Here is a 24,571-nt window from a genome sequence, read left to right on the forward strand (position 1 = left end):
GTGGACTCCGAATACATTAGCGCAAACCAACTCCGTTATTACTTAATTGTAGTTGCAATAACGGGGCGGACCATACATTTTTGTATCTAGCGTGACACTTAGCTATGCTTCTTCGCGGTAAGTTCAGCAATTTTCACAATGACTTGTACTGATTTCTCCATCATTTCTACCGAGATAAATTCATGAATGCCATGGAAGTTATAACCGCCGGTAAAGATGTTCGGACAAGGTAAGCCCATAAATGATAGGCGCGCACCATCTGTACCACCGCGTATCGGTTTAATAAGTGGCTCTACATCGCACTCTTCCATCGCTAATTTAGCGAGTTCGATAATGTGAGGGTAAGGCTCTACCATCTCTCGCATGTTGTAATAGCTGTCAGTTAACTTCAATTCAACCGAGCCATGCTTCAGCCCCGCGTTCATGTCATCGACTAGCTTCTGCATAAAGGCTTTACGACTTTCAAGTCCTTCACGATCGAAATCACGGATGATGTAACCTAGCTCACTGCGGGCGATACCAAGTTCACCAGATTTAAGATGAAAGAAACCTTCGTAGCCTTCTGTCGTTTCTGGCGTTTGATCTTCTGGCATCTGCACTTGGAATTTCGCAGCCAAGTTCATCGCGTTAACCAGTTTACCTTTAGCAGTGCCTGGATGAACACTTACGCCATGGAAAATAACGTCTGCACTGGTTGCGTTGAAGTTTTCGTATTCCAATTCTCCTTGAGGGCCACCGTCGATAGTGTATGCCCATTGCGCGCCAAACTTTTCTACATCGAACAAATCAGCACCGCGACCAATCTCTTCATCGGGAGTAAAGCCGATACAAATATCACCGTGTGGGATTTCTGGGTTTTCGATCAACATAGCAACGGCAGATAGAATCTCTGCAATACCCGCTTTGTTGTCAGCGCCAAGCAACGTTGTGCCGTCAGTGGTAATTAGGTTGTGGCCATGAAGTTCATGCAGATCTGGATACTGCACCGGAGAAAGCACTTCATCACCTAGACCAAGAGCGATATCACCGCCTTGGTAATCTTCAATAAACTGGGGATTTACGTTTTTGCCTGAAGCATCAGGCGCGGTATCCATGTGAGCAATAAAACCGATAGCAGGCACAGCGTAATCAACATTCGACGGTAATTTTGCCATTAGGTAACCATTGTCACTCAAGGTCACATTGCTTAAACCGAGTTCAATCATTTCTTTTTTAAGCTGCTGAGCAAATACAAGTTGCCCGCCACTGCTTGGGCAAGCTGATTCGTGGGGATTAGATTGAGTATCGAACGTGACGTAGCGAAGAAATCTTTCAACTAAATGCTTCATAATTATTCTCATTGTTTTGGTGAAGGCCCGCACAAGGGATACATGGGAGTGCGAGGATCCTATCCAACATGGTTCGACAAGCCATGTTACGCTCATGCCACAATAAGAATTTGCTTTGAATCAGTTTTTCATCAGAAAGTGCTGGTATGCCCTACCAGCACTCACACTAACAGGTTGTTTTATCGAGTATTAATTCAGTAGTTCTTCAGCAAGCTCACGCCATTCACGAATTTTGCCATGAAAATGTCGCCATTGTTTGTCACTCATCGATTGGGATATATCTAGAGTGAATTGATCCGTCAGTTCGATATTACGATCAATATTGTCCCTCAATTGATCACTATAATAACTTTCCGGCTCGAATAAGAGCTTCATGAATACCTGCTGGTAAACAACCGTGTTGGTTTTATTTTCGAAAAGGTACTCTAACTCCTGAATTATTGACGAGCGGTAATCTCGCCATAACGGACTATTTATAATCACCTCTTTAGAAAGTTGTTTCGCGCGCACTTTTTGCTGGTTAGATAATTTACCAAGCCACTCTTCCATCCACTCTTCTGTATTCTCTAAGACAATTTCTCGCAGCTCTTGTTCCGTTTTCCCTGCGTATTTTTCATCTCTTTCCTTGTAACGCTCTTTTACACTGTCGACAAACTCCGATTCTTGCTTAGTGTCTAACTGCATACTCAGCGAGAAGAGGTCCGGCGCGGCTTTCGAGACGAGACGTTGGTAGTGGTCTCGCATTTGATCTCGGTTCGCTTGCAATGACTCTAGCGTCACGTTGTCTTTATTCAGTGACTCTAATTGTTTTAAGTGATCGATATATAAAGGTAATTCTTCCTCTTTATGCCAATCGGCCAGTAATAAAATACGCTCTTCAAGCAACGACTCTTGCTCTCCATCAAGAGAAACGTAATCGTCTAAATATTCAATCACAACCCAATCTATATTGCTGTATAAAAACTTTTTTGCACATCCGGCTAACAACACAATAGATATCAATACAAATCCATATCGAACCGCTTTATTGGATAAACTTTTAAATTTCATCACCGATCCATATTCCCTTTTTTATTGATTAAGTTCTATACTCACCCTAAATCACTTAGTATTGCGGCAAACTTTCGTCAGTATGGCAAAGTCTTTTTGCCACCCTCGTAGTATATAGAGTTTGAAATTAACTTTTTTATCACAACTATCCGCAAAAAAGTGAGTTAGTGCGCAATTATCGGCCAAAACATGAACGAGACGGCGTTCCTTAAATGGCATATAAATTGCATCAATAACAACAGGATAGTTTATGGAGGCGTAGCATGGCTGCTGCTGAGCAACTTGATACGATTGTAGAGTACGAAATTCGTTACTTTGAACAGGGGAAAATACACAGTATGAGAGTGGTCGCGGAAGATAAAAAAGCGGCACATCATTACTATTTAGAGTGCGGTAAATACAACAGCGATTTGTACTCTATTCGCCCAGACAAATAAAAAAACCGCCTAAATTTGGGCGGTTTTTGCATCTAAAGCACTCAGAGTAAGTTACTTTATTTCACCAAAGCGCTCTAGGTAAAGCACGGTTGCTGCAGTACGTGAAGGTACTTTCAGCTTTTTGAGTAGACTCTTCATGTGTACTTTTACCGTCGACTCAGAGATAAACAGGCGATCTGCGATCTGTTTATTACGGAAGCCACGTGCTACCTCTTGTAGGATCTGCGTCTCGCGATCGGTCAGCGAGTCAAACACATCCTCTTGTCCTGAACGCTCGTTCAAGTATTTCGCAACCGCTTGGCTGTAGGCCTTGTCACCTTCATGTGCTTGTTTTAGTAGCTCAACTAATTCATCTGGTTCGGTATCTTTTAGTAAGTATCCGTCTGCTCCGCTACGCACAATCGCTTCAATATCCGCAGGGCTATCAGAAACCGTCAGGATTACAATGCGAGCTTCACAACCATCGGCACGAAGTGCTTTAAGCGTGTCCAACCCGGACATACCTTTCATATTCAGATCCAGAAGCACCAAATCCAGCTCGAGTTCGTGAGCTTTTGCGACCGCATCCGCACCACTACTGGCCTCTGCGATAACTTCAAAGTCTGACTCAAAACTTAGCAACTGATGAATACCACGTCTCATGAGTGGGTGATCATCCACCAGCATTACTTTACACACTGTCAATGTTTACTTCCTTACTATGTTGGAATTCTAGTCTCACGATACAACCATCGTTCTTTGCCGCCTCTACACTGAGGTCTGCGTGCAATCTTGCAGCACGTTCTTGCATGATACTCATACCATAATGATTTAATTTCTCGTTCTGTTGATCAAAGCCTATACCATCATCGGCTACGGTCACTGTGACTTTCCCACCAGAATCAAGACATTGGATCTTAATATTCTTAGCTTGAGCGTGTTTTATCGCATTTATTGTCGCTTCTCTGATCAACTGTAGTAGATGCACCTGTTGATGCGCGTCTAATTCCGTTGATGAAAGCTTATTATTCAAAGAGATTTCCGCTGTTGTTTGTTCGTCTAACGTCGCGACCATTTCTTGAAGCGCTTGCCCAAAACTGCCTTCTTTGATGGTAAGACGGAAGGTGGTCAAAAGTTCACGTAATTGGGTGTACGCGGCTGACAATCCGGTATCAAGCTCAGCAATCACCTGATTGGTTTGGGCTATCGCTTTCTCATCGGGAATATTCTTCACACTGCGTTTAAGCAACGAGACTTGTATTTTTAAATAAGACAAAGCCTGTGCTAAAGAGTCATGCAACTCTCGGGCAATGGTTGCTCGCTCTTCCATCAACAACAACTGCTCGGCTTGTCGCTGCGCACGATTGTAATATACCGCACGAGATAAAATTTGGACAAAGTTGCCAATCAATGTTTCATTTGGGCAAGGTAATCCGGCTTTCCAATGTAAATAACCAAGATGCTCACCATCTAACGTTAATGTCTCACTGTGACAATCGGTATCACAACCGTGTCGGCACTTTTCCCCTTCAGTCAGTATCCAATTTGGCTCACCAATTTGGTCAATTTCAAGCTTAACTGCACGAATTCCTTCCAAACTTGCAATATGTTGTAAAATCGCCTGAAAATTTTCTTGATGAATACGTGACGCCGTCAGCTCTTTTGACGAATCGTAGAGTACTTGGAGCGACTGATTTGCGTGTTGTAACTTGCGAGTTTTCTCATCAACCGCTTTTTCGAGACCACGATACAAATTGCCTAGATCCATCGCCATCCGATTGAATGTTCGGGTTAAAATGCCCATCTCATTGTCACTTGATACATTGAGAGACACATCAAATGAGCGGTTTTTAATCTGCTCACTTGCCGCTACCAAAGCGCGTAACGGCCTTACCACTTCTAACCGAATAAAATGCACAACAAACATGCTTGCGCACAGAATCCCGCCAAGCCCCAATCCACCAATCCATGCTAGGTTGATGAGTTTTTGCTCAGAATAGTTTTGTAGCTTAAAAACAAAGGCATCAATTTGTTGAACAAAACCAGCGACTAAAACCAAGTATTGAGTCCGATCTTGGCTCTTTAATACCGATTTAAGTTCATGCCAACGCAGAATCAGCCGGTAATAGTCTTTTGTGATGTCTTCGGGCACCGTCCAATGCTGAAGCGCTCTCATAGAATGTGAATAGATTGAAGCTTCAAATAAATCAATGTGTGAAGAATAATCAACAGATTCACTTTGAATATCATGAGCTAACCGATAACTCTGCATTCGCATTGAACCAGCAACGTTTACTGCCTCTGCATCGTTCAAGCTTGATGCTAAAGTGAAAATAGCAAAGCCAGTAGTCGCCACAGAAAGAAGTAAAATCAACATCATGGCAGATGCAATTGTACGTGTTACTGACTTTTTCACATTTTTAAACAACTCTGAACTCCGCTCATTTGATAACCATGTTTGCCTTTATACAACACGTATTATCTTTCAACTTTATCAATATGTGATCACCTGCGTTGGAATTTATTGATCCAAAACAATATTGCATTCGAATTACCCCCTAAGAGGTATTTATAGATATATGTCAAAAACTACAATTTCGTGTACTTAAATGACAGTTTATTAATGAAATTGTGGACTATGCTTAGTTTGGGTTTCTAATTTTGAGGTGACTAAGTGGTAGACCTTTCTCGAAGAAGACTTTTTGCTAGAAAAACGCAACAGGATAATTCCTTACGTCTTCCTTGGATAGCGAAGCCAACGCAGTTTACAGACGACTGCACTCGTTGCGGTAAATGCGTCGAGGCATGTGAAACCAAAATTATAATCAAAAGCGACGGTGGATTTCCTGCGGTCGACTTTTCTATCGATGAATGCACTTTTTGTTATCAATGCGCCAATGTTTGTCCTGAACCCTTGTTCTTATCAGAAACAGAACAGCCATGGCAGGCAAAAGCGAGCATCACCGATAGTTGTTTAGCTAAGCAAAATGTCGAGTGCCGAAGCTGCGGGGACATGTGTGACCCAATGGCAATCCGGTTCAAATTGGAACTGGGCAAGGTAGCACAACCAAATTTAGACCTTGATGAGTGTAACGGCTGCGGCGCATGCGTTTCAGTGTGCCCTACTTCATCCATCAATGTGAGCAATATAACAGCCTGAACCGTCAGTGGTCGGTGAAAGGCAATAAAACGAGAGAGACGTATGTCACTAAACGAAGTGCATATTTCAAGTCTGGTAGTGCATGTTCTGCCTGAACATTTAGCAGAGACGAAAACCCAGATCGAAACATATGAAAATGCGGAAATCTACGGCGACAGTCCTGAAGGCAAAATCATCGTTGTGCTTGAAACAGAGAACCAAGGTTTCATCACAGACACTATCGATGCGATTAATAATTTACCGAATGTCTTGAGCACGGTTTTGGTTTATCACCAAATCGAAACTGGGCTAGAAGAAACGGACGAAAAAGACACTGGAACACAACATTCCCAAATTGAGGGTGAAGTATGAAAATGACAAGACGTGCGTTTGTGAAAGCAAACGCGGCTGCATCAGCTGCTGCTGTCGCAGGTATTACACTACCAGCTTCTGCAACAAACCTGATTGCAAGCTCTGATCAAACCAAAATCACATGGGACAAAGCGCCTTGTCGTTTCTGTGGTACAGGCTGTTCTGTTCTTGTTGGTACTCAAAACGGTAAAGTAGTAGCAACACAGGGTGATCCTGAAGCACCGGTAAACAAAGGCCTGAACTGTATCAAAGGTTACTTCCTTTCAAAAATCATGTATGGCCAAGATCGTCTGACTACGCCAATGCTGCGTATGACAGATGGTAAATATGATAAGAACGGTGATTTCGCACCGATCTCTTGGGACGCTGCTTTCGACATCATGGCGGAGAAATGGAAAGCATCTCTAGAGAAAAAAGGCCCAACTAGCGTGGGTATGTTCGGTTCTGGCCAATGGACCGTAATGGAAGGTTACGCTGCTGCAAAAATGATGAAAGCAGGTTTCCGCTCTAACAATATCGACCCTAACGCACGTCACTGTATGGCATCTGCTGTAGTTGGCTTCATGCGTGCATTTGGTATCGATGAGCCAATGGGTTGTTACGATGACTTCGAGAACGCTGATGCATTCGTTCTTTGGGGTTCAAACATGGCAGAAATGCACCCTGTACTTTGGACTCGTATTACTGACCGTCGCCTAAGCCACCCTCACGTTAAAGTGAACGTGCTTTCTACTTACTACCACCGTTCATTTGAGTTGGCAGATCACGGCTACATTTTCAATCCTCAGTCTGACCTAGCGATTGCTAACTTCATCGCAAACTACATCATCGAAAATGATGCAGTGAACTGGGATTTTGTAAATAAACATACTAACTTCACCCAAGCTGACACTGATATTGGTTACGGTCTACGTGATGACGATCCACTACAAAAAGCGGCGAAAAATCCAAACTCAGGCAAAATGAGCCCGATCAGCTTTGAAGAGTACAAAGCATCGGTTGCGCCTTACACTGTAGAAAAAGCATCAGAGCTTTCAGGTGTTGCACCTGAAAAACTGATCGAGCTAGCGAAGCAATACGCGGATCCAAACACAAAAGTCATGTCCCTATGGACGATGGGTATGAACCAACATACTCGTGGTGTATGGATGAACAACTTGGTTTACAACATCCACCTACTGACCGGTAAGATTGCAACTCCGGGCAACAGCCCATTCTCACTAACAGGCCAGCCATCAGCATGTGGTACAGCTCGTGAAGTTGGTACGTTCGCGCACCGCCTACCTGCTGACATGGTTGTTGCTAACCCTAAACACCGTAAAATTGCAGAAGGTATCTGGAAGCTGCCAGAAGGCACTATTCCACCAAAACCAGGTTTCCACGCGGTACTGCAAGACCGCATGTTGAACGATGGTGTATTGAACTGTTACTGGGTTCAATGTAACAACAACATGCAAGCTGGTCCTAACATCAATGCTGAACGTCTTCCTGGTTACCGTAACCCAGAAAACTTCATCGTCGTATCTGACCCATACCCAACAGCAACCGCGCAAGCTGGTGACCTTATCCTTCCTACCGCGATGTGGATCGAGAAAGAAGGTGCATATGGTAACGCAGAACGTCGTACTCAAGCTTGGTATCAACAAGTGGGTACGGTAGGTGAAGCGAAATCTGACCTATGGCAAGTAATGGAATTTTCAAAACGCTTCAAGATGGAAGAAGTGTGGCCAGAAGAACTACTAGCTAAAGCACCGGAATACCGTGGTAAAACCATGTACGACATGCTCTTCAAGAACGGTCAGGTAGACCAGTTCCCAATTGAAGAAGCTCGTGAACTAAATGATGACGCACACCACTTCGGTTACTACATCCAAAAAGGTCTGTTTGAAGAGTACGCAACGTTCGGCCGTGGCCATGGTCACGATCTAGCACCGTATGACGTTTACCACACCGTACGAGGTCTACGCTGGCCTGTGGTTGATGGTAAAGAGACATTATGGCGTTACAAAGAAGGCTCAGATCCATATGCGAAAGCTGGCTCTGGTTGGGACTTCTACGGTAAGCCAGATAACAAAGCATTGATCATCTCTGCACCATACGAAGCGCCACCGGAAGTACCAAATGAAGAGTTTGACATGTGGTTATGTACTGGCCGTGTTCTTGAACACTGGCACACAGGTACAATGACGCGCCGTGTCCCTGAGCTATACAAAGCGGTTCCAGATGCGGTGTGTTACATGCACCCTGATGATGCTAAAGCTCGCAACGTTCGCCGTGGTGAAGAAGTTCTGATGGCAAACAAACGTGGCGAAGTTCGCGTACGTGTAGAAACTCGCGGCCGTAACCGTCCACCAAAAGGCTTGGTATTCGTACCATTCTTTGATGCTCGTATTTTGATTAACAAGCTCATCCTTGATGCGACTGACCCACTGTCTAAACAGACAGACTTTAAGAAGTGTCCAGTCAAGATCACTAAGATCGCTTAATACTCATACCTCGATTGCATGGCCGCTGTCCGCAGCGGCCAAATAAAGAATTAAGCCATAAGGCGGAGATTGTAAGATGAAAAAATTACTTGTTGCACTTTTGTCAGTAGGTGCCCTGATCAGTGGTAGCGTGTTTGCAGAACTTGATAATCCAGGTGGTACTGGTGGTCTAGATTCATTGCGCGGCGCTTCTCAGCTTGAGGACACTCGCCCTGCTGATGATTTCAAGAAGTTCCCTCGCGAACAAGTTCTTGATAGCAGCTTCGTATACCAACCACCATTGATCCCACATAACATCCGTGGGTACGAAGTTTCTCTAAACGCAAACAAATGTCTTTCATGCCATAGCTGGAAAAACGCGAAAGAAATGGGCGCTACCAAAATCAGTGTGACCCACTACGTTAACCGTGACGATGCTGTACTTGCAGACATGTCACCACGTCGTTACTTCTGTTTGCAGTGTCACGTTCCTCAAGCTAATGCTAAGCCGCTTGTTGAAAACGAATTCAAGAGCGTTGACGCACTGAAATAAGTGCTGCGTGGAAAGATAAGAGGCTATCTATGAAATTATTGAAAGCGTTTTGGAAGAGGCTAACAAGCCCGAGTAAAGCTGCGGTTGGCGTAGTATTATTCTTGGGGTTTGCTGGTGGTCTTCTATTCTGGGGCGCATTTAACACCGGGATGGAGGCAACCAACACGGAAGAGTTCTGTTCTGGCTGTCACGCCCCTATCGTTGCAGAAATTCAAGAAACGATTCACTATTCTAACCGTTCTGGTGTTCGTGCAATTTGTTCAGATTGTCACGTACCGCACGAATGGACAGATAAAATCGTACGTAAAGTTCAGGCATCCAAGGAGCTATTTGCTCACTATGTGACGAAGACCATCGATACTCCTGAAAAATTCCAAGCTCGCCGCGCACACCTCGCGGAGCGAGAATGGGCTCGCTTGAAGAAGAACGACTCTTTAGAGTGTCGTAACTGTCACGAGTTTGAATACATGGACTTCTCAGAACAAGGTTCACGAAGTGCAAAACAACACTCAACAGCACTCGCAAATGGCGATAAAACGTGTGTAGACTGTCACAAAGGTATTGCACATAAACTGCCAGACATGCACGGTGTTGAAGGCTGGCAATAAGGAGAAATACGGACGATGAGTAATCTTGAATCCTTCATTTGGCATTTCCTTGGATACAGCGCAATGCCATTTATTATTCTTTCCGGCTTTGTGGGGGTCGCAGCAGTCTCTCTATGGCTACTTTCACTAGGTAAGGATAAAGAGGTGTAATTAGCCTCTAGCGAGTCGACATTTTTGCCTATTTTGTTGACGGAAAACGCCAAGCAACTGCTTGGCGTTTTTTCTTTCTAACGGGCAAAGAGTACGCTTTGGTTATTGCTCTCCATATACAACCCACCCAAACTAATCACCTTCCCTACGGTTCAATCTAAGGCTATTTGGGGTCAACGAATTAGAAGTGATCTAAGAGAAGTAACACAGATAAAAAAGGCGACCCTATAGGCCGCCAAATAATACTGCTGTGAGGAGCAGTTTAGGACTCTTTAATAGGCAGAACTTGTCGAACGTATTGACCCGGAGCTTCATCAATAGCCGGATTTTGCTCAGAACCAACTGGGAACGGTTCGACCTGCTCTTCTGGGTTGAACTGCATTAACCATTGATGCCAGTGTGTCCACCAAGAACCCTCCTGATGGTTAGCATTGTTAAACCATTCATCAGCAGAATCATCAAGGTTGTCGTTTAACCAGTAGCCATACTTATTTTTAGCAGGATGATTAACGATCCCCGCGATATGACCAGACTCACCCAACACAAAGGTCTTATTGCCGCCAGTATTGAGTGCACCACGATAGGTTCCTTGCCACAATGCGATATGGTCTTCTTTGGTCGATACAAAGTAGCTCGGGATCTTAATCTTATTCAGATCGATCCAGACGCCACCGATCTTCACGCCCTTGTCTTGAACAAGCTTGTTCTCTAGATAGAGTTCACGCAATAAGAAGTTGTGGGAAGCAGCGCTCACATTGGTGCTGTCGCTGTTCCAGTACAGAAGATCAAAGTCTACAGGGCTGTTGCCTTTGAGGTAATTGTCCACGTAGTAGTTCCAGTACAGACTGTTCTCGCGTAATAGGCTGAAGGTAACGCTGAGTGAGCGGCCATCCATGTAACCTTTCGCGTTGTTTTGCGTCTCAATTGCACTGATGATGGTATCGTTGATGTACGCCCCTACTTCGCCCGGCTGAGAGAAGTCCAGTAGAGTGGTAAAGAAGCTTGCAGATTTAATGCGTTTCTTCATACGTTTCGCAGCATAGTACGCCACGGTACTGGCCAAGACCGTACCACCAATACAGTAACCAGCCGCATTTATCTGCTCTTGGCCCGTTACGTCTTCGATGGCCGTAACTGCTTTGGCGACGCCTTCCGTCACGTAGTCACCAAACTCAACTTGAGCTTGCTCTTTACCTGGGTTGCGCCAGGACATCATAAACACGCTGTGGCCTTGCTCTAACAACCAACGAACCATAGAGTTCTTTGCCGTTAGATCAAGGATGTAGTATTTGTTGATAAACGGCGGGACGATAAGCAGTGGCGTTGCATTGATTTTTTCTGTCAAAGGACGGTATTGAATGAGCTCAAACAACTCATTTTGAAACACAACATCGCCTGCGGTTGTCGCCACATCATCACCAACACGGAAAGCATTGTTGTTTGTCATTCGTACTTTCAGAATGTCTGCGCTTGACTCTACGTCCTCTTTCAGCTTTTCCAAACCCGTTAGAAGGTTTTCACCATTTTTCTCTAACGTCAGTTTAAGCAGCTCTGGGTTAGTCGCGATAAAGTTTGAAGGAGAGAGTGCATTGATGGCTTGGCGAGAGAAGAAGGTAATGCGTTCTTTCGTCTTCTCATCCAACCCTTCAATAGAATCCAGAGTGTCGAGGTAAGTCTTACTAAACAATAGGTAGGATTGTTTGATGAAGCTGTACATCGCTTCGTTTTGCCAAGCTTCGTTAGAGAAACGCTTATCGCCCTTCTCTGCTTCGATGATTTGTGCCTGATTGCCAGCTAACGCCACGTTCTGCCATATTTGCAGTTGTTGCTCCCACCACTCAGCTTGGAGTTTTAAAATCGCAGCTGGTTGATTGGCGGCTTGTTCGAACAGTTTAGCCGTGTCTTCGAAGTTCACTTCTTGCATGGCCTTATTCAAAGGAGAATTCACGACTGCCTTGTTGACTTCGAAATCATGCCACCACTGATGATTGGTTTCTTGAAGCTTAACAAGATAGTCCGAAAAGAAGTGCTGAAACATAGTCTTACTCCTATATTCGGAAAGAATAACGCCGCCCAAGAACTCGGGCGGCGAAAAGTGGACGTATTACGCAGGAGTAACAGTCTTTAGATTTTCCGAAGTCATTTGTTCAACATCTTCTTTGAATTCTTTTGCGATAGATTGCAACTTGTTGCTGTCATCCATCATTTGTTGAGAAAGCTTTGTAAGCACGCTTAGTTGCTGGCTGTTAAACGCCGTTAAAGAAGTGACGTCTTTGATTTCTGACGCTGCTTTCATTTGGTTTAGGCCAACTTCGCTATATGTGCGGATTGCATTCAGTTGAAGCTCTGTAAGCACTTCTACATTCTTGGTCACTAGCTTGTTGAACTTCAAGTATGGTTCAAGGTTCTTTTCAGTTTGATCGCTAAAAGTTTTGAAGAAATCAGTGTACATGGTTTATCTCCTAGAGAAAGAATTAAAATATCCGTTTAAATAACTACTTAACTGCTTTTACAACCACAGCCGTGCCCATACCGCCGCCTACACAAAGTGAAGCAACACCGTACTGACCGTCTTGTTTGTGAAGTTCGTGTACTAACGTAACCAAAATGCGGTTACCTGATGCACCTAGAGGGTGGCCCAATGCGATTGCACCACCATTAAAGTTGGCTTTGTCTTGAATTGAGCTCACTGGAACTTGGTTGGTTTCTGCCAATTTATGAATCACACCCAAAGCTTGTGCAGCAAAGGCTTCATTCAACTCATAAACGTCAATATCGCTGGTTTTCAGGTCGGCTTTGTTCAACGCTTTGTTTACCGATTCAACCGGACCAAGACCCATAATTTTTGGATCCAGACCAGACTGCGCATAACTTACGATTTCAGCGATTGGCGTTAAGCCGAGTTCCTGAACTGCACTCTCAGAAGCAAGGATAATGGCACTAGCACCGTCATTAATGCCGGAAGCATTACCTGCTGTTACCGTACCTTCACGGTCAAAAGCTGGGCGCAGTTTACTCAAGCCTTCCAGTGTTGCGTTTGCTTTAGGGTATTCATCCGTATCAAACACGACGGTTTCACGACGTTGTTTAACTTCGACCGGCACAATTTCGTCTTTGAACTTACCCGCTTCAATCGCAGCGACAGCCTTTTGTTGGCTCGCTAGCGCATATTCGTCTTGCTGTTGGCGCGTCAAACCAACCTCTTTCGCAACATTTTCGGCGGTAACACCCATGTGGTATTGGTTGTAAACGTCAGTCAAACCGTCAGCAATGAGGAGATCTTTCAACTCCATGTTGCCCATCTTATTGCCATCACGTACAACGCTAGGCACGATGAATGGGATTTGTGACATTACCTCGACACCTGCAGCCACAACCACTTGTGCATCGCCACTGCGAATATGAGAAACGCCATCCATGACAGTTTTCATACCACTGCCGCAAACCATGTTCACGCCATAAGCTGGCACAGACTCGGGAATACCGGCAAACATCGCGGCTTGACGACCAACGCCCATACCTTGCCCTGCTGCGATAACGTTACCAACGATCACTTCATCAACTTTATCGCCCGTTAGTGACGCCGCCTCAAGCGCACCTTTAATTGCAACCGCCGCTAGATTGCCCGCTGACGTGTTTTTTAAGCTTCCGCCAAACGCGCCAATCGGTGTACGTTTCGCTGCAATAACAAATACTTTTTCCATCATCTTCTCCTTAGCTCATGTATAGGCCGCCGTTCACCGACAGTGTTTCACCGGTGATGTAAGCGCCGGCATCACTCACTAAGAAGCTTACGGATGATGCAATTTCTTCAGGCGTTGCTAAACGCTTCATTGGGATCTGGTTGGTGATAGACTCCAGCACTTCCGGTTTCATTTGTTCAACCATTGGTGTCCCTGTGTAACCCGGAGCAATAACGTTTACCGTTACGCCGGAGCGAGCCCCCTCATATGCCAATGCTTTAGAAAAACCAATCATGCCAGCCTTAGCCGCTGAATAGTTTGCTTGACCAAACTGGCCTTTCAGACCATTAACAGAAGAGATGTTAATAATACGACCACCACCTTTTTCGCACATAGTTGCAAAAAGCGGCTGTGTCACGTTGAACAAGCTATTTAGGTTGGTATTAATGACGTCGTTCCAAGCTTGTGCAGTCATCTTTTTAAACACGCCATCGCGTGTGATTCCTGCATTATTGACGACGACATCAACGGTTCCTTCTTCCTCAAGTAAAAGTGCTAGTTTTTCAGCACATTGAGCGGTGTTAGTTACATCTAGTTCAAAAAGACGTACCTGATCTTTATTGAACCCTTTTTCATTAAACCATTCCAACGCACACTCATAGTTACCAGTAAAGTAAGTAGCAATTACTCGGTAACCATCATTAACTAATTGAGAGGAAATAGCAGAACCAATTCCGCCTTTTGATCCAGTGATCAAAGCGACTTTCTTCATTGAAGACTCCATTCTTAACGGCATTAAAAAGCGAATTAAGACACTGGCGAAATATTTCACCAACTGACATATAAATTTATTCTTGTGGCAACAAATCCTCTGTTGCCTTTTATTTTAAGTTAACCTAGAAATATTACATTTCAAATAAAAAACTCATTCATTTGCATAAGATTGATTTAGATCTCACTAGCAATGAAATGTTATAGAAAGGTTAAATACGCTTAAGGGATTGATTTAAAAAGACTTAAACTATAGACAACTTAATCAACAATGATTAAAACCATCTTTATTTCAGTCACTTATACGAATTTTTATGTTTATTGCATTTACAAAGAGTGAAAGATCATCTTTGGTTTCTAAACTAATAATTCTTAATTAAATCATTGGAGTAATAGTTCCAATAGATGACCTTACAAATATTAAATATATCATTTATTTAGATATCACCTTGCATTAAAATTTTAATTAGCATCAAACCTTTAATGACAATTAAATCAACGTAAAATAAATAAAAACCCAGAAATATTTTCCTTAATATAGGCTTATTTAAAAACCGATTTTTTATAAATGTCACCATTTGGTGCATGCAAGCACTAATATGTCGCAATCATTTAATTACTATTTTATTTTTATTAAATAGTTGAAAGGTAGATGGATGTCCAAGAAGGTAACGACTTTTATCTATGGCATCGAAGAGCACTTTGCACTATCTTTGTTGCCTGACTAGCTAATAATACAATAATCACTAATATGAATACCGCTTTGCTGACCATGTTTATCCCCACCTTTTTCTTTGTTTCTATCACGCCTGGTATGTGTATGACACTCGCGCTCACGCTAGGCATGAGCATCGGCTACCGAAGAACCCTGTGGATGATGGCAGGAGAATTAGTTGGGGTGGCGTTGGTTTCTGTCTCTGCAGTACTTGGTATTGCCGCAATCATGCTCAACTACCCGTGGCTGTTTACTGCGCTCAAACTGATTGGCGCTAGCTACCTGCTCTATCTGGGAATTGAAATGTGGCGTTCACGAGGTAAGCTCGCAATCAATGTTGATAGTATTGATGTACCGACTAGTGGTAACTGGGATTTGGTACTTCAAGGGTTTATTACAGCCATCGCAAACCCGAAGGGGTGGGCGTTCATGATTTCACTTCTCCCTCCGTTTATCGATCAAAGCGCAGCACTCACGCCTCAACTTGTTGTTCTCGTCTCTATTATTTTGTTATTTGAGTTCATCTGTATGTCTCTTTACGCTACTGGTGGCAAAGGACTTAAACGTTTACTAGGCCAATCAAAAAACGTGCGCTTGATGAACCGAATTGCAGGCACTTTGATGATGGGTGTCGGTGTTTGGTTGTTATTGAGCTAATTCAGCAAGCAATGACACACATCTTATATAAGTTCAAACAGACCATTCGTGAGGCACTCGATTTTCAGGCTCGCGTGTGGGTAGTAAACGTCTATACGGGAGAGCACAAAGGCGAGTCTTATGTGGTGAATGAGGACAGCTTTTCGGAACCATTACAGTGGATGAAGAAGAAAGGTTATCAAGATGCCATGCTCACCAAAGTTGAATCGATGAAGCGTTCCCAAATCATAGAGTTCGATCTTGGTTCAGTGAAGCATCGCCTAATGCGCGTTAAGTAACACCTTCTTTTATTTTATTTCTCGTTTCTCGTTTCTCGTTTCTCGTTTCTCGTTTCTCTAGATAAAAAAGCGCCACTCAAGTTGAGTGGCGCAAGCACTTTTACCTTAAACACCAAACATTATGGTGCAGTGTCGATCTCTACTGGTAGGTAGTGTTTTGGTTCTAGCTTCAACCATTCCGGAAGCACCGTACCAATCGAGATAGATGACCACGTACCCGATAGTACGCCGATAAACATTGCTGTTGAGAAACCAGCAAGAGCTGAGCCCCCCATTATCCATAGTGCTCCAACAGTGATAAGCGTTGTACCAGACGTCACCATAGTACGGGAGAACGTCGCCAGTACCGCTTCATCGTTAATTTGTTCCGTTTTCCAACTTTGCTTAGCAACCAGTAATTCACGAATTCGGTCTGCAATGATAATCGAGTCATTCAACGAGTAACCGAGAATAGCGAGAATCGCTGCGAACACCGTTAAATTGAATTCCATTTGGGTAATAGCAAAGAAACCCAGAACGAGAATAACGTCGTGCGCGAGAGCGAACAATGAACCACTTGCTAAACGCCACTCAAAGCGGAAACACAAGTAACCAAGAATTGTCAGTACTGAAACCAGTAGCGCTAAACCACCTTGATCGAACAAATCCTGACCTACTTGAGCCCCTACGATACTGTTACTTACAACTTTCACTTCATGTGAGATCGGCTTAAGCGTCTCTGCCACACTTGGTAAAGTTTGACCCTCTGTTGGTGCTGAATAGCGAATCACCCAACGACCATCCTCACCAGAACGAGTTACTGATGTCGAGTCACCCAACTTAGGTTGCAGTGCATTCAATAAATCGTGGTTCGTTAGTTGTTTATCGACTTTCACTTCGGTAACCATACCACCAGTGAAATCAAGACCTAAGTTTAGTCCCTTCATACCAAGGGCGACCAGCGCAATGACCGTTAGAACAACAGAAACAAACGTTGTGAAGTAACGAATCTTGCGGATATTTTGTTTTAGCATTTCAACCATGATTTAAACCCTTACATCACGACGGCCATCACGGCCCCAAATTAAATTAATCATTGCACGAGAAGCGAATACGCCAGTAAACATACTGGTCATCAAACCCAAGCCTAGTGTTAAAGCAAAGCCCTGAATTGGACCGTTACCGATCGCGTATAGAATCACTGCTGTGATCATGGTGGTGATGTTGGCATCAAGGATGGTTGCAAATGCACTATCAAAACCGAGGTCAATCGCTTGAGCGAAGCTGCGACCCTCTCGCATTTTGTCCTTAATACGTTCAAAGATAATTACGTTGGTATCCACTGCCATACCTACGGTCAATACCAAACCGGCAATACCAGGCAATGTAAGTACCGCGCCTGGAAGCAGCGCGATTAAGCCAAGCAAGCAAAGCATATTTGCACAAAGTGCTACGTTTGCAACCCAACCTAAACGACGGTACCAAAGCGCCATAAAGGTGAGCGTTAAGCCCATACCTAGCGCAAGCGCAGCAAAGCCGTTTTGAATGTTTTCTGCACCAAGAGAAGCACCAATTGTGCGCTCTTCAACAATCGTTACTGGGGCAGTTAGAGAGCCTGCACGCAGAAGCAAAGCTAGTTGTTGCGCTTCATCCATGCTGCCAGCACCTGTGATGCGGAATTGGCTACCAAGTTGAGATTGAATCGTTGCAACACTGATGACGCGTTCACTGCGCTCTGTCATGCCGCGTTCATTTGTCTTGTACTCACGGTACACGGTCGCCATAGGCTTACCAATGTGAGTCGCGGAGAAGTCACTCATCTTCTTACCACCCGCGTGGTCTAGAGAGATGTTTACTTCTGACATGCCCATTTTATCCACACCAGCACGTGCGTTTACAATGTGCTCACCAGTAAGGACAGGACGTTTAGCAAGAATAACGGTACGGCCGTCGTTGTCTTTTAGAACAAGATCTTGGCTGCTTCGTGCTTGGCTTGCATCTTTCACTTCATAGAAAGCAAGACTCGCTGTTGCACCGATAACGTTTTTCGCTTGGGCAGGATCTTGAACACCAGGAAGTTCGATACGAATACTCTCTTTACCTTGACGTTGAACCATCGCCTCGGTAATACCGAGTTCTTCTATACGACCGCGCATGATCTTCAAGTTTTGTTGCAACGTAGTCGTTTGGAACTCTTGGATATTTTGTTCACTTGGTTGAAGTTCAAAGCCGCGGTCTGTGCTTGTCATCGTCCAGCCAGGGTAGTTTTGGCGAAGGAATTGGCTTGCTGCTTTCAACCCTTCCTCGTTTTCACTGTTTACCGCAATATGGTTGCCCGCTTCGGCGCGAACCTGAACACCACGAACACGCTCTTCACGAAGGCTTGCTTTGATCTCGTCTACTAATGCGTCACGTTGTTCTTCGAATGCTTTATTTACATCGACGTTCAGCAGGAATTGCACACCACCACGCAAATCCAAACCTAGCTTGATTGGGCTAAAGCCCATTTCATTTAGCCACTCTGGTGCAACCGATACGTAAGAGAACGTAATGCTGTCGTCTTTGTTTAGTTGTTCGTTTAACAGAGCACGCGCTTTACTTTGTGCATCTTCGCCATCGAAAACGATTGTGGTTTGGCCGTCTTTCTCAATGATCTTCGACGCAGGAATGTGATGCGACTTTAATAGCTGATCCAATTGAACCACTGACATCGCACTGTTGTTTTGGTCAGCAAACGTAACCTGAATAGACGGCTGCTCGCCAAACCAAGTTGGGATTGCGCTCAAAGTTAAGATGATAACGGTCGTAATTAATACGACATATTTCCATGCTGAGTAATGGTTCAGCACTTTTCTGGTTTTTTGTGGTTTCGGTGTTTTCTTCATGTAAACATCATCCATTCACTAAGCAGTGAATATTCAAATAGTTAAATTCAAGACACGACAAAACGATTACCCAACTAAAAGCAGGTATGGAATGCGCAGAACGATCACTCGCCCTGTAAAAATGTTGTCGTGTTAAGAATGCACAAGATGTGCAGAGTGATGGTGTTTAAGCTGAAAACTGACTATTGAGAGCGACGTACATGGCATTGGTGTCTTTCCAACCAGCAATACGATGGTCACTAACAAAATGGTGAAAGGTAGATTGGTTTTGACGCCAACTGATGTCCATTAGGCTATACGCATAGCCAGCATCGGCGTAAAAAGGACTGGTTAGATCGCCAACGAAATCAACATGTTCGTCGTCGATATTCTCACGTAGGTGCGATGTCCAACGCTGAGAGTTAAAAATAGCGAATGAATCTTGGCTGGCATGCCCCTCTGAAACAGGAGACTGAGTAGACTCTTCTGTCAGCTCGGAGATATCAACCGGAGAGTTCGTTGCGGAGTTAGCAACCGTAAAAGGTTGTAACTTAGAGAAGTGAGGTAAGTGCGATTTATGTTCTAACTGCGCAGCAGACGCTTGCATTGGCGATAGCACCATTGCAAGTAGCAGCAAAAACAGTTTTCTAACGTAAATCCAAGGCATGATAGCTCACTTAAAACAAAACGAGCCGAGTTCTTCAACTCAGCTCGCAGATAGTATTCCTATTGCTTATAGTTAACAACTAAAAAGTTATAAATCTCTGTTTCCAACCTTGGAAAACAACATCCACCAGCGTTCAACAGACATTCATCGATAAAATATTTCACCTTTATCGACATCTAAATAGATTTTGTTTTCTTGTTCTAGCCCGCCGCAATATATGAAATACACATTGCGCTTTTTATACGTCACAGAGCGAACCCATCCACCAAGCTCTTCGAAGTCACTAGGCGCACACGTTTCGTCATCAAGCAATTGCTGCGTTTTATTACGGAATATATCTAAGTGTACTTTCAAATCATCGGACTTTTGTAAGTAGTTGTCCAATATTTCCAAGCGCTCTTGTTCTTTAATCACCGGTTGTGAATCCGATAGCCCTTTCGCATCGACCCATTCTGCCGTTTCTTCCCCGCCCTCTTCATAAACAATGTAATCCGAGAGGCGAAACCAACCATCAGCTTTCTCCAGCACCGATACTTTCTCACCCTTATATAGGGCATCAACAATCAATGATTGGTTATCGGGTTTGTTATACACGTTGATGCGGCGTTCTGTGACATAGTATTCGGTGACCTCTGGAGCAGGCACTTCTAAATCCATGATAGGTTTTGGTTCCTCTTTTGGACCCACCTCTTTTTCAGGCTTAAACGGCGCTTCAGCGACAGGCTCGTCTTTTTGCATAAAGAAGAAGTAGTACCCTGCCCCAGCGCCTCCAAGCAGCAATAAAATGACCAGTGCAATCAGTGCTTTCTTCATGTCCTATTCCTTTTCTTCTTTGTATCAACGGCGCCCATACAGCATCTATACTGATAGCAGATGCATAACTTACGTGACAACAATGATGAACAAGCTCAAATGGATATTGCTCCTAGTTCCACTTCCAGCATTCGCCAATATTCAATGTGACCACGCTTCGTGGAATGACAATCTTACCCAATTCAGTCGTTTAGAGTCCAATTACAATGAACATGCTCGCTTGTTTAATGAGAGCCTAAAAGAATACAACGATAGTCAGATGTACTCACAAACATTTTCAACGGATGAGTTAAGCAAACTTTGGCGTACGCCTTCCAATAAAAACCGCTTGAAAAAGCAATTGTTGGAGTCAGAGGAACAACGAGAGGATTTCATCGAAATGTCACGCGCTATAAACGCCCTGATGCATCGCTCTCAAACCATCGCTGAAAATTGGAAACGCATTGTCTTTTATTGCCAGAAGGAAGGCGCTAAGTCGAACGAGATCACGGCGAACTGGTATCTGACCAATACATTAGAAATGCAAAATGACTTCCGAATTTTGGCAGGAAAGTACCTCACACTTGCCAATCAATATGGCATGGAAATCGACGCTATTAATTATGCACGAAACAGCTCTGAATGATTCTGTTCATATTGGGATTGTTCCCCCTTTCAAATTGAGCAATTAATAATCAAACAGGTCAATTTATAGAGACATCTGTCACAATAACGCTTTACTTACGACCAGTTTTTGGGTAATTTACCCATTAACAAAATTTAATATAAAGTCACATTTGGCTGGAGATGATGCTACAAAAATGGTTATCAATCGATTAAGTAACAGGGATTGTCCTAATGCTACCAAAGCCAAGTTTTTGTCAGTAGTTAGGCACGTTAAACAGTTCGGTTCAATCAGTGACTTGGACCTTTGTAAAATCTTCGGAGAGACAATTTGGAGCGATGGGAGGGAATACCATTCAGCCGCGTTCTCATTTAAGGTTGATAGACACACAGGTAACTGTGAGATCTCAAAATACAAATACCAATAAGGCTTAAAAGAATCACCAAGCGGAGTCAGGCAACTGACTCCGTTTTTTATTGCTCGCTAAACGAAAGGCGATTTAATGTTTTGGCATCACAATAGTGAAATCGTGCTCGGAATACCCTTCAACCAAATAACTGTCCTTACATAACAGTCGGCAATAACGCAGTATTCCCTCTTTGTTGTGCGATTCAAGCATCTTCATACTCGGTAACTTTGCCTCATCCAATAAGTTAAACGCACAGGCTATCTTCGCCGCCCGATACATCTTCTCAATCATCTCGACAGTATGATTTGGATTAGCTGATTGATAATTCAAAGAGCCAGAAGCCAAGACATAGTCCGCACTCGGCAGCACAAGTTTGGAAAAGTCTCCTCGTATGTAATCCGCGTGTGTTTTAAAGGCTCTTTGCCTAGCCACAGAAATGAACTGCTTCTGCTGGTCAATTCCGATATAGCCAGATAAGCAGATATCTTTTTGCTCTAAATATTCAAGTAAATCAGCATAACCACATCCGATATCTACAAGGCTCACACCATCAAGCGGCAAATCATGACACAAGACTTCAAAGCGACTTACTTGGCTAAACTTGTCCTGCCAACCTAATGTTTTTGCCTTGTCGTCACCAAATTGCTTATATCGTTTACGGTGATAATGAGCGATACGCAGCCTATCTAACCACTTCATGTTTACTTACCTTTCGAAACCACTTTATGATTTAGCATCAACTTAAGTCTGAGTATAAATAGGAAGATTACCATTACCCTTCACTTGTCGAATGGCTAAGTGCGTGTGGATGTCTTTTACATTTTCCAATCGCTGTAATTTTCGAGTAAACGACTCATAACCCATCAGATCTTTGCTTACTACTTCGAGCAGATAGTCGTATGCCCCAGAAACAACATGACAAGAGATGACCTCTTCCATATCACCGATGGCCTGTTCAAAGTCATCAATAGAGGTTGCTTGGTGATTATTCAAACTGACCTCAACAAACACCGTCATCGCGATGCCTGCTTTATCACGTGAAATCATTGCCCTATAACCGCTAATGACCCCTTCCTGCTCTAGCCGTTTGATCCTTCTTGCACAAGGTGAGGCAGAGAGTCCGACTTTATCTGCAAGCTCACTCGTCGTCATCGTCGCGTCTTGTTGAATCAAATGAAGTAATTGGCGATCTATTTTATCCATTTCATCATCCATGCCAAATTTCACCAACAAAAGCTTTCATTGAGATTAAAACCATCAATATTAAGCAATATAGCGCTATATTTTGCCACCATTAATCGTCACTTTCATCCGATAATTAACACATTATTCACAAAGTATTGGACACATGATGGCTTTAGGATACGCCGCGATGCTCACCACCCTTTTTCTTTGGGCTGGTTTTTTTCTGTCCCTCAAAGGCGGGGCGATTTCTAATCTTGAGCCAGCAGACATTGCTCTCACCCGATTTCTCATCCCGGCCTTAGTCTTATTTCCATTTGTCATCAAATCGATGGATCACGTGCGCGCGGTCCCCAACAGATACCTCCTCGGTCTCCTTCTTGGCAGTGGCTTGCCTTACTTGTTGATTGTTGGCACTGCAATGCAGTTTGCCCCTGTCGCGCATGGCAGTGCTCTCGTCCCTGGAACCTTGCCTTTATTTGTATCTGCTATCGCGGTAATTTGCTTTCAACAACCACTCAGCCGGCATCGAATTATTGGTCTCTCGGCGGTGTTGTTTGGTATAGCTGTTTTTTTATTGTCCAACTTGGGAAGTGAATACAATTGGCCCCAACTTAAAGGGCATTTTTTGTTTTTGCTGGGTAGTTTGATGTGGGCCACGTTTACTATCAGTGCTCGTGTAGCAAATTTGAGTGCACAGGTTTGCGCTGGGTTTGTATCGATCATCTCGTTTGCGATGCTTATCGTTGCCATCGGTTTTGGTTGGACAGACAGTTACCTCGCCATCACTCCCTTAAACAAATGGCCATGGAGTGAACTCTTTGGACATATCTTACTGCAAGGTGTTGGCGCTGGGTTAGTTGCCTCTTTCACCTTCCTCTATGCCGTAAAAAACATTGGGGCAGAAGCGAGTGCAGCCTTTGGTTCCTTAACCCCGGTGCTCGCGACCTTGCTGGCGATACCGGTTTTCAATGAAAGACCAGATATCTTAACTTGGTGCGCACTCTTTTTGGTTACGTGTGGCAGCATCGTGGCAAGCAATGTTTTAATGAAACAAGACCCTGGACAAAAATATCAGCCCCCCGTTCACAGATAAGAATAAAAATGCACGACTTTTGTCTCCGACTATTGAAAGCCAAAACGGCGTTTTGATAACCTGTTGGGCATAATAAATTACAACGTCAGATGTTATGCCTTCAACTCACAGCAAAGACGAATTACATCGATTTTTAAAAACAGGAATGCGCCTCTGGGTTAACTTCGAGTTCAGCTCGGAAGAAAAATACAGTTACGCTGCGACTTATATTGGATTGAAAGAAAACGCTTATATCATTCTCGATATTCCGACACGGCTACTGGAAGAACAAGCACTCCGTAAGCTCAATAATGTCGATGTGGTCATCCGAGGCGTTTCAGATACGGATTTGGGACACGTGATTGCTTTTAAAACCAGCGTTCTGATGAATATTCTACGTCCATCTCCGTTGTTGTTTATTCGTATTCCCGCCACATTCGCGACCAAGCCCGTGCGAGAACATGAACGCTACAAGCTACAGCTGGGTTGCGCTATCGACCATATGAACAATAAATACGAAGGCTGCTTGATTGATTTCTCGTTATCCGGTTGTGGGATCTCAACCATGATAGAACCAGAGTTCTTAGTAGGTGATAGGATCACGATAGACTCACCTCTAAGTGGTTATATTGATGATGACAATCGCTGCTCCGTTGCAAACATTAAGAAACTTGCCAAGGGTTGGATTATTGGAGTGCAATTTGCGGAGCCTTTGAATATGACGGAAGAACTCAAAACAGAGTTGCTTGAACAATCCTTTTCTGCAGCGACAATATAACGAATCAATAGTGTC

26 protein-coding genes are annotated in these 24,571 nt (G+C 43.8%); 12 read left to right on the forward strand and 14 right to left on the reverse strand.

The annotated features are described in order from the left end of the window. Nucleotides 1-98: 98 nt before the first annotated feature. Nucleotides 99-1,328: a peptidase T gene (gene pepT / locus VJL_RS09970; RefSeq protein WP_038877596.1), complete on the reverse strand. Its 1,230-nt coding sequence runs from the start codon at nt 1,326-1,328 to the stop codon at nt 99-101. Nucleotides 1,329-1,517: 189 nt separating this feature from the next. After that, complete coding sequence (locus VJL_RS09975) at nt 1,518-2,378, reverse strand: DUF6279 family lipoprotein (protein ID WP_038877598.1); 861 nt, start codon at nt 2,376-2,378, stop codon at nt 1,518-1,520. A 263-nt stretch (nt 2,379-2,641) separates the two neighbouring features. On the opposite strand from VJL_RS09975, the gene VJL_RS09980 reads away from it, so the two are divergent. Next, complete coding sequence (locus VJL_RS09980) at nt 2,642-2,815, forward strand: hypothetical protein (RefSeq protein WP_038867409.1); 174 nt, start codon at nt 2,642-2,644, stop codon at nt 2,813-2,815. Nucleotides 2,816-2,866: 51 nt separating this feature from the next. Here the strand turns inward: VJL_RS09980 and VJL_RS09985 are convergent, their stop codons facing one another. Beyond that, nucleotides 2,867-3,499 carry a response regulator gene (locus VJL_RS09985; RefSeq protein ID WP_227740525.1) on the reverse strand — a complete coding sequence of 211 codons (633 nt, stop codon included), beginning with the start codon at nt 3,497-3,499 and terminating at the stop codon, nt 2,867-2,869. After that, nucleotides 3,486-5,222 carry a nitrate/nitrite two-component system sensor histidine kinase NarQ gene (narQ, locus tag VJL_RS09990; RefSeq protein WP_038877600.1) on the reverse strand — a complete coding sequence of 579 codons (1,737 nt, stop codon included), beginning with the start codon at nt 5,220-5,222 and terminating at the stop codon, nt 3,486-3,488. The genes VJL_RS09985 and narQ overlap by 14 nt, the downstream gene beginning before the upstream one ends. A 246-nt stretch (nt 5,223-5,468) precedes the next feature. Here narQ and napF point away from each other — a divergent pair, with 246 nt between their 5' ends. The 6 genes from napF (at nt 5,469) to VJL_RS27835 (ending at nt 10,081) form a co-directional block, all read left to right on the forward strand. Next, on the forward strand, nt 5,469-5,954 hold the full coding sequence (napF, locus tag VJL_RS27830) for a ferredoxin-type protein NapF (RefSeq protein ID WP_081634951.1): 486 nt from the start codon (nt 5,469-5,471) through the stop codon (nt 5,952-5,954). Nucleotides 5,955-5,996: 42 nt separating this feature from the next. After that, the gene (locus tag VJL_RS09995) at nt 5,997-6,305 is read left to right on the forward strand and encodes a chaperone NapD (RefSeq protein ID WP_038877602.1); all 309 of its coding nucleotides are present in this window, start codon (nt 5,997-5,999) and stop codon (nt 6,303-6,305) included. After that, entirely contained in the window at nt 6,302-8,791 is a 2,490-nt protein-coding gene (gene napA / locus VJL_RS10000; protein WP_038877605.1) for a periplasmic nitrate reductase subunit alpha, read from the forward strand. The genes VJL_RS09995 and napA overlap by 4 nt, the downstream gene beginning before the upstream one ends. A gap of 76 nt (nt 8,792-8,867) precedes the next feature. Beyond that, nucleotides 8,868-9,323, forward strand: a complete 456-nt coding sequence (locus VJL_RS10005; protein WP_038877609.1) for a nitrate reductase cytochrome c-type subunit — start codon at nt 8,868-8,870, stop codon at nt 9,321-9,323. 29 nt (nt 9,324-9,352) lie between these two features. Further along, a complete protein-coding gene (locus tag VJL_RS10010; protein WP_038877611.1) occupies nt 9,353-9,931 on the forward strand; it encodes a NapC/NirT family cytochrome c in 579 nt (192 codons plus the stop codon). Nucleotides 9,932-9,946: 15 nt separating this feature from the next. Further along, nucleotides 9,947-10,081, forward strand: coding sequence for a TIGR02808 family protein (locus VJL_RS27835; protein WP_080869628.1), 135 nt, complete (start codon nt 9,947-9,949; stop codon nt 10,079-10,081). A gap of 262 nt (nt 10,082-10,343) precedes the next feature. On the opposite strand, the gene phaC is transcribed toward VJL_RS27835, so the two are convergent. The 4 genes from phaC to VJL_RS10030 form a co-directional block, all read right to left on the reverse strand. Further along, on the reverse strand, nt 10,344-12,119 hold the full coding sequence (gene phaC / locus VJL_RS10015; RefSeq protein WP_038877613.1) for a class I poly(R)-hydroxyalkanoic acid synthase: 1,776 nt from the start codon (nt 12,117-12,119) through the stop codon (nt 10,344-10,346). A 66-nt stretch (nt 12,120-12,185) separates the two neighbouring features. Next, complete coding sequence (locus VJL_RS10020) at nt 12,186-12,533, reverse strand: phasin family protein (RefSeq protein ID WP_038867394.1); 348 nt, start codon at nt 12,531-12,533, stop codon at nt 12,186-12,188. Between the two features lie 43 nt (nt 12,534-12,576). After that, nucleotides 12,577-13,785, reverse strand: a complete 1,209-nt coding sequence (locus tag VJL_RS10025) for an acetyl-CoA C-acetyltransferase (protein WP_038867390.1) — start codon at nt 13,783-13,785, stop codon at nt 12,577-12,579. Between the two features lie 10 nt (nt 13,786-13,795). After that, nucleotides 13,796-14,536 carry an SDR family oxidoreductase gene (locus tag VJL_RS10030; RefSeq protein ID WP_038867388.1) on the reverse strand — a complete coding sequence of 247 codons (741 nt, stop codon included), beginning with the start codon at nt 14,534-14,536 and terminating at the stop codon, nt 13,796-13,798. 750 nt (nt 14,537-15,286) lie between these two features. Here VJL_RS10030 and VJL_RS10035 point away from each other — a divergent pair. Next, nucleotides 15,287-15,907, forward strand: a complete 621-nt coding sequence (locus tag VJL_RS10035) for a LysE family translocator (protein ID WP_038867386.1) — start codon at nt 15,287-15,289, stop codon at nt 15,905-15,907. An 11-nt stretch (nt 15,908-15,918) separates the two neighbouring features. Next, nucleotides 15,919-16,185, forward strand: a complete 267-nt coding sequence (locus VJL_RS10040) for a hypothetical protein (RefSeq protein ID WP_038877804.1) — start codon at nt 15,919-15,921, stop codon at nt 16,183-16,185. 119 nt (nt 16,186-16,304) lie between these two features. Here the strand turns inward: VJL_RS10040 and secF are convergent, their stop codons facing one another. From secF to VJL_RS10060, 4 genes are all read right to left on the reverse strand, one after another. Beyond that, nucleotides 16,305-17,207, reverse strand: coding sequence for a protein translocase subunit SecF (gene secF, locus VJL_RS10045; protein WP_038867383.1), 903 nt, complete (start codon nt 17,205-17,207; stop codon nt 16,305-16,307). Between the two features lie 3 nt (nt 17,208-17,210). After that, entirely contained in the window at nt 17,211-19,049 is a 1,839-nt protein-coding gene (gene secD / locus VJL_RS10050; RefSeq protein ID WP_038867483.1) for a protein translocase subunit SecD, read from the reverse strand. 166 nt (nt 19,050-19,215) lie between these two features. Continuing rightward, nucleotides 19,216-19,695 (reverse strand): hypothetical protein, encoded by a 480-nt coding sequence (locus VJL_RS10055; protein ID WP_038877615.1) that lies wholly within the window; start codon nt 19,693-19,695, stop codon nt 19,216-19,218. Between the two features lie 144 nt (nt 19,696-19,839). Continuing rightward, nucleotides 19,840-20,508, reverse strand: coding sequence for an SH3 domain-containing protein (locus VJL_RS10060; protein ID WP_038867378.1), 669 nt, complete (start codon nt 20,506-20,508; stop codon nt 19,840-19,842). 82 nt (nt 20,509-20,590) lie between these two features. Here VJL_RS10060 and VJL_RS10065 point away from each other — a divergent pair, with 82 nt between their 5' ends. Then, nucleotides 20,591-21,133 carry a hypothetical protein gene (locus tag VJL_RS10065; RefSeq protein WP_038867376.1) on the forward strand — a complete coding sequence of 181 codons (543 nt, stop codon included), beginning with the start codon at nt 20,591-20,593 and terminating at the stop codon, nt 21,131-21,133. Between the two features lie 478 nt (nt 21,134-21,611). Here VJL_RS10065 and VJL_RS10070 read toward each other — a convergent pair whose 3' ends face one another. Both VJL_RS10070 and VJL_RS10075 read right to left on the reverse strand, forming a co-directional pair. Beyond that, complete coding sequence (locus tag VJL_RS10070) at nt 21,612-22,220, reverse strand: class I SAM-dependent methyltransferase (RefSeq protein WP_038877618.1); 609 nt, start codon at nt 22,218-22,220, stop codon at nt 21,612-21,614. Between the two features lie 42 nt (nt 22,221-22,262). Continuing rightward, nucleotides 22,263-22,724: an Lrp/AsnC family transcriptional regulator gene (locus tag VJL_RS10075; RefSeq protein WP_038867482.1), complete on the reverse strand. Its 462-nt coding sequence runs from the start codon at nt 22,722-22,724 to the stop codon at nt 22,263-22,265. Between the two features lie 148 nt (nt 22,725-22,872). On the opposite strand from VJL_RS10075, the gene VJL_RS10080 reads away from it, so the two are divergent. Together VJL_RS10080 and VJL_RS10085 are read left to right on the forward strand one after the other, a co-directional pair. After that, nucleotides 22,873-23,799, forward strand: coding sequence for a DMT family transporter (locus tag VJL_RS10080; protein WP_038877807.1), 927 nt, complete (start codon nt 22,873-22,875; stop codon nt 23,797-23,799). Between the two features lie 94 nt (nt 23,800-23,893). Then, on the forward strand, nt 23,894-24,556 hold the full coding sequence (locus VJL_RS10085; RefSeq protein ID WP_038877621.1) for a flagellar brake protein: 663 nt from the start codon (nt 23,894-23,896) through the stop codon (nt 24,554-24,556). Nucleotides 24,557-24,571 lie beyond the last annotated feature (15 nt).

This window comes from Vibrio jasicida CAIM 1864 = LMG 25398, from assembly GCF_000400365.1.
Classification (GTDB): domain Bacteria; phylum Pseudomonadota; class Gammaproteobacteria; order Enterobacterales; family Vibrionaceae; genus Vibrio; species Vibrio jasicida.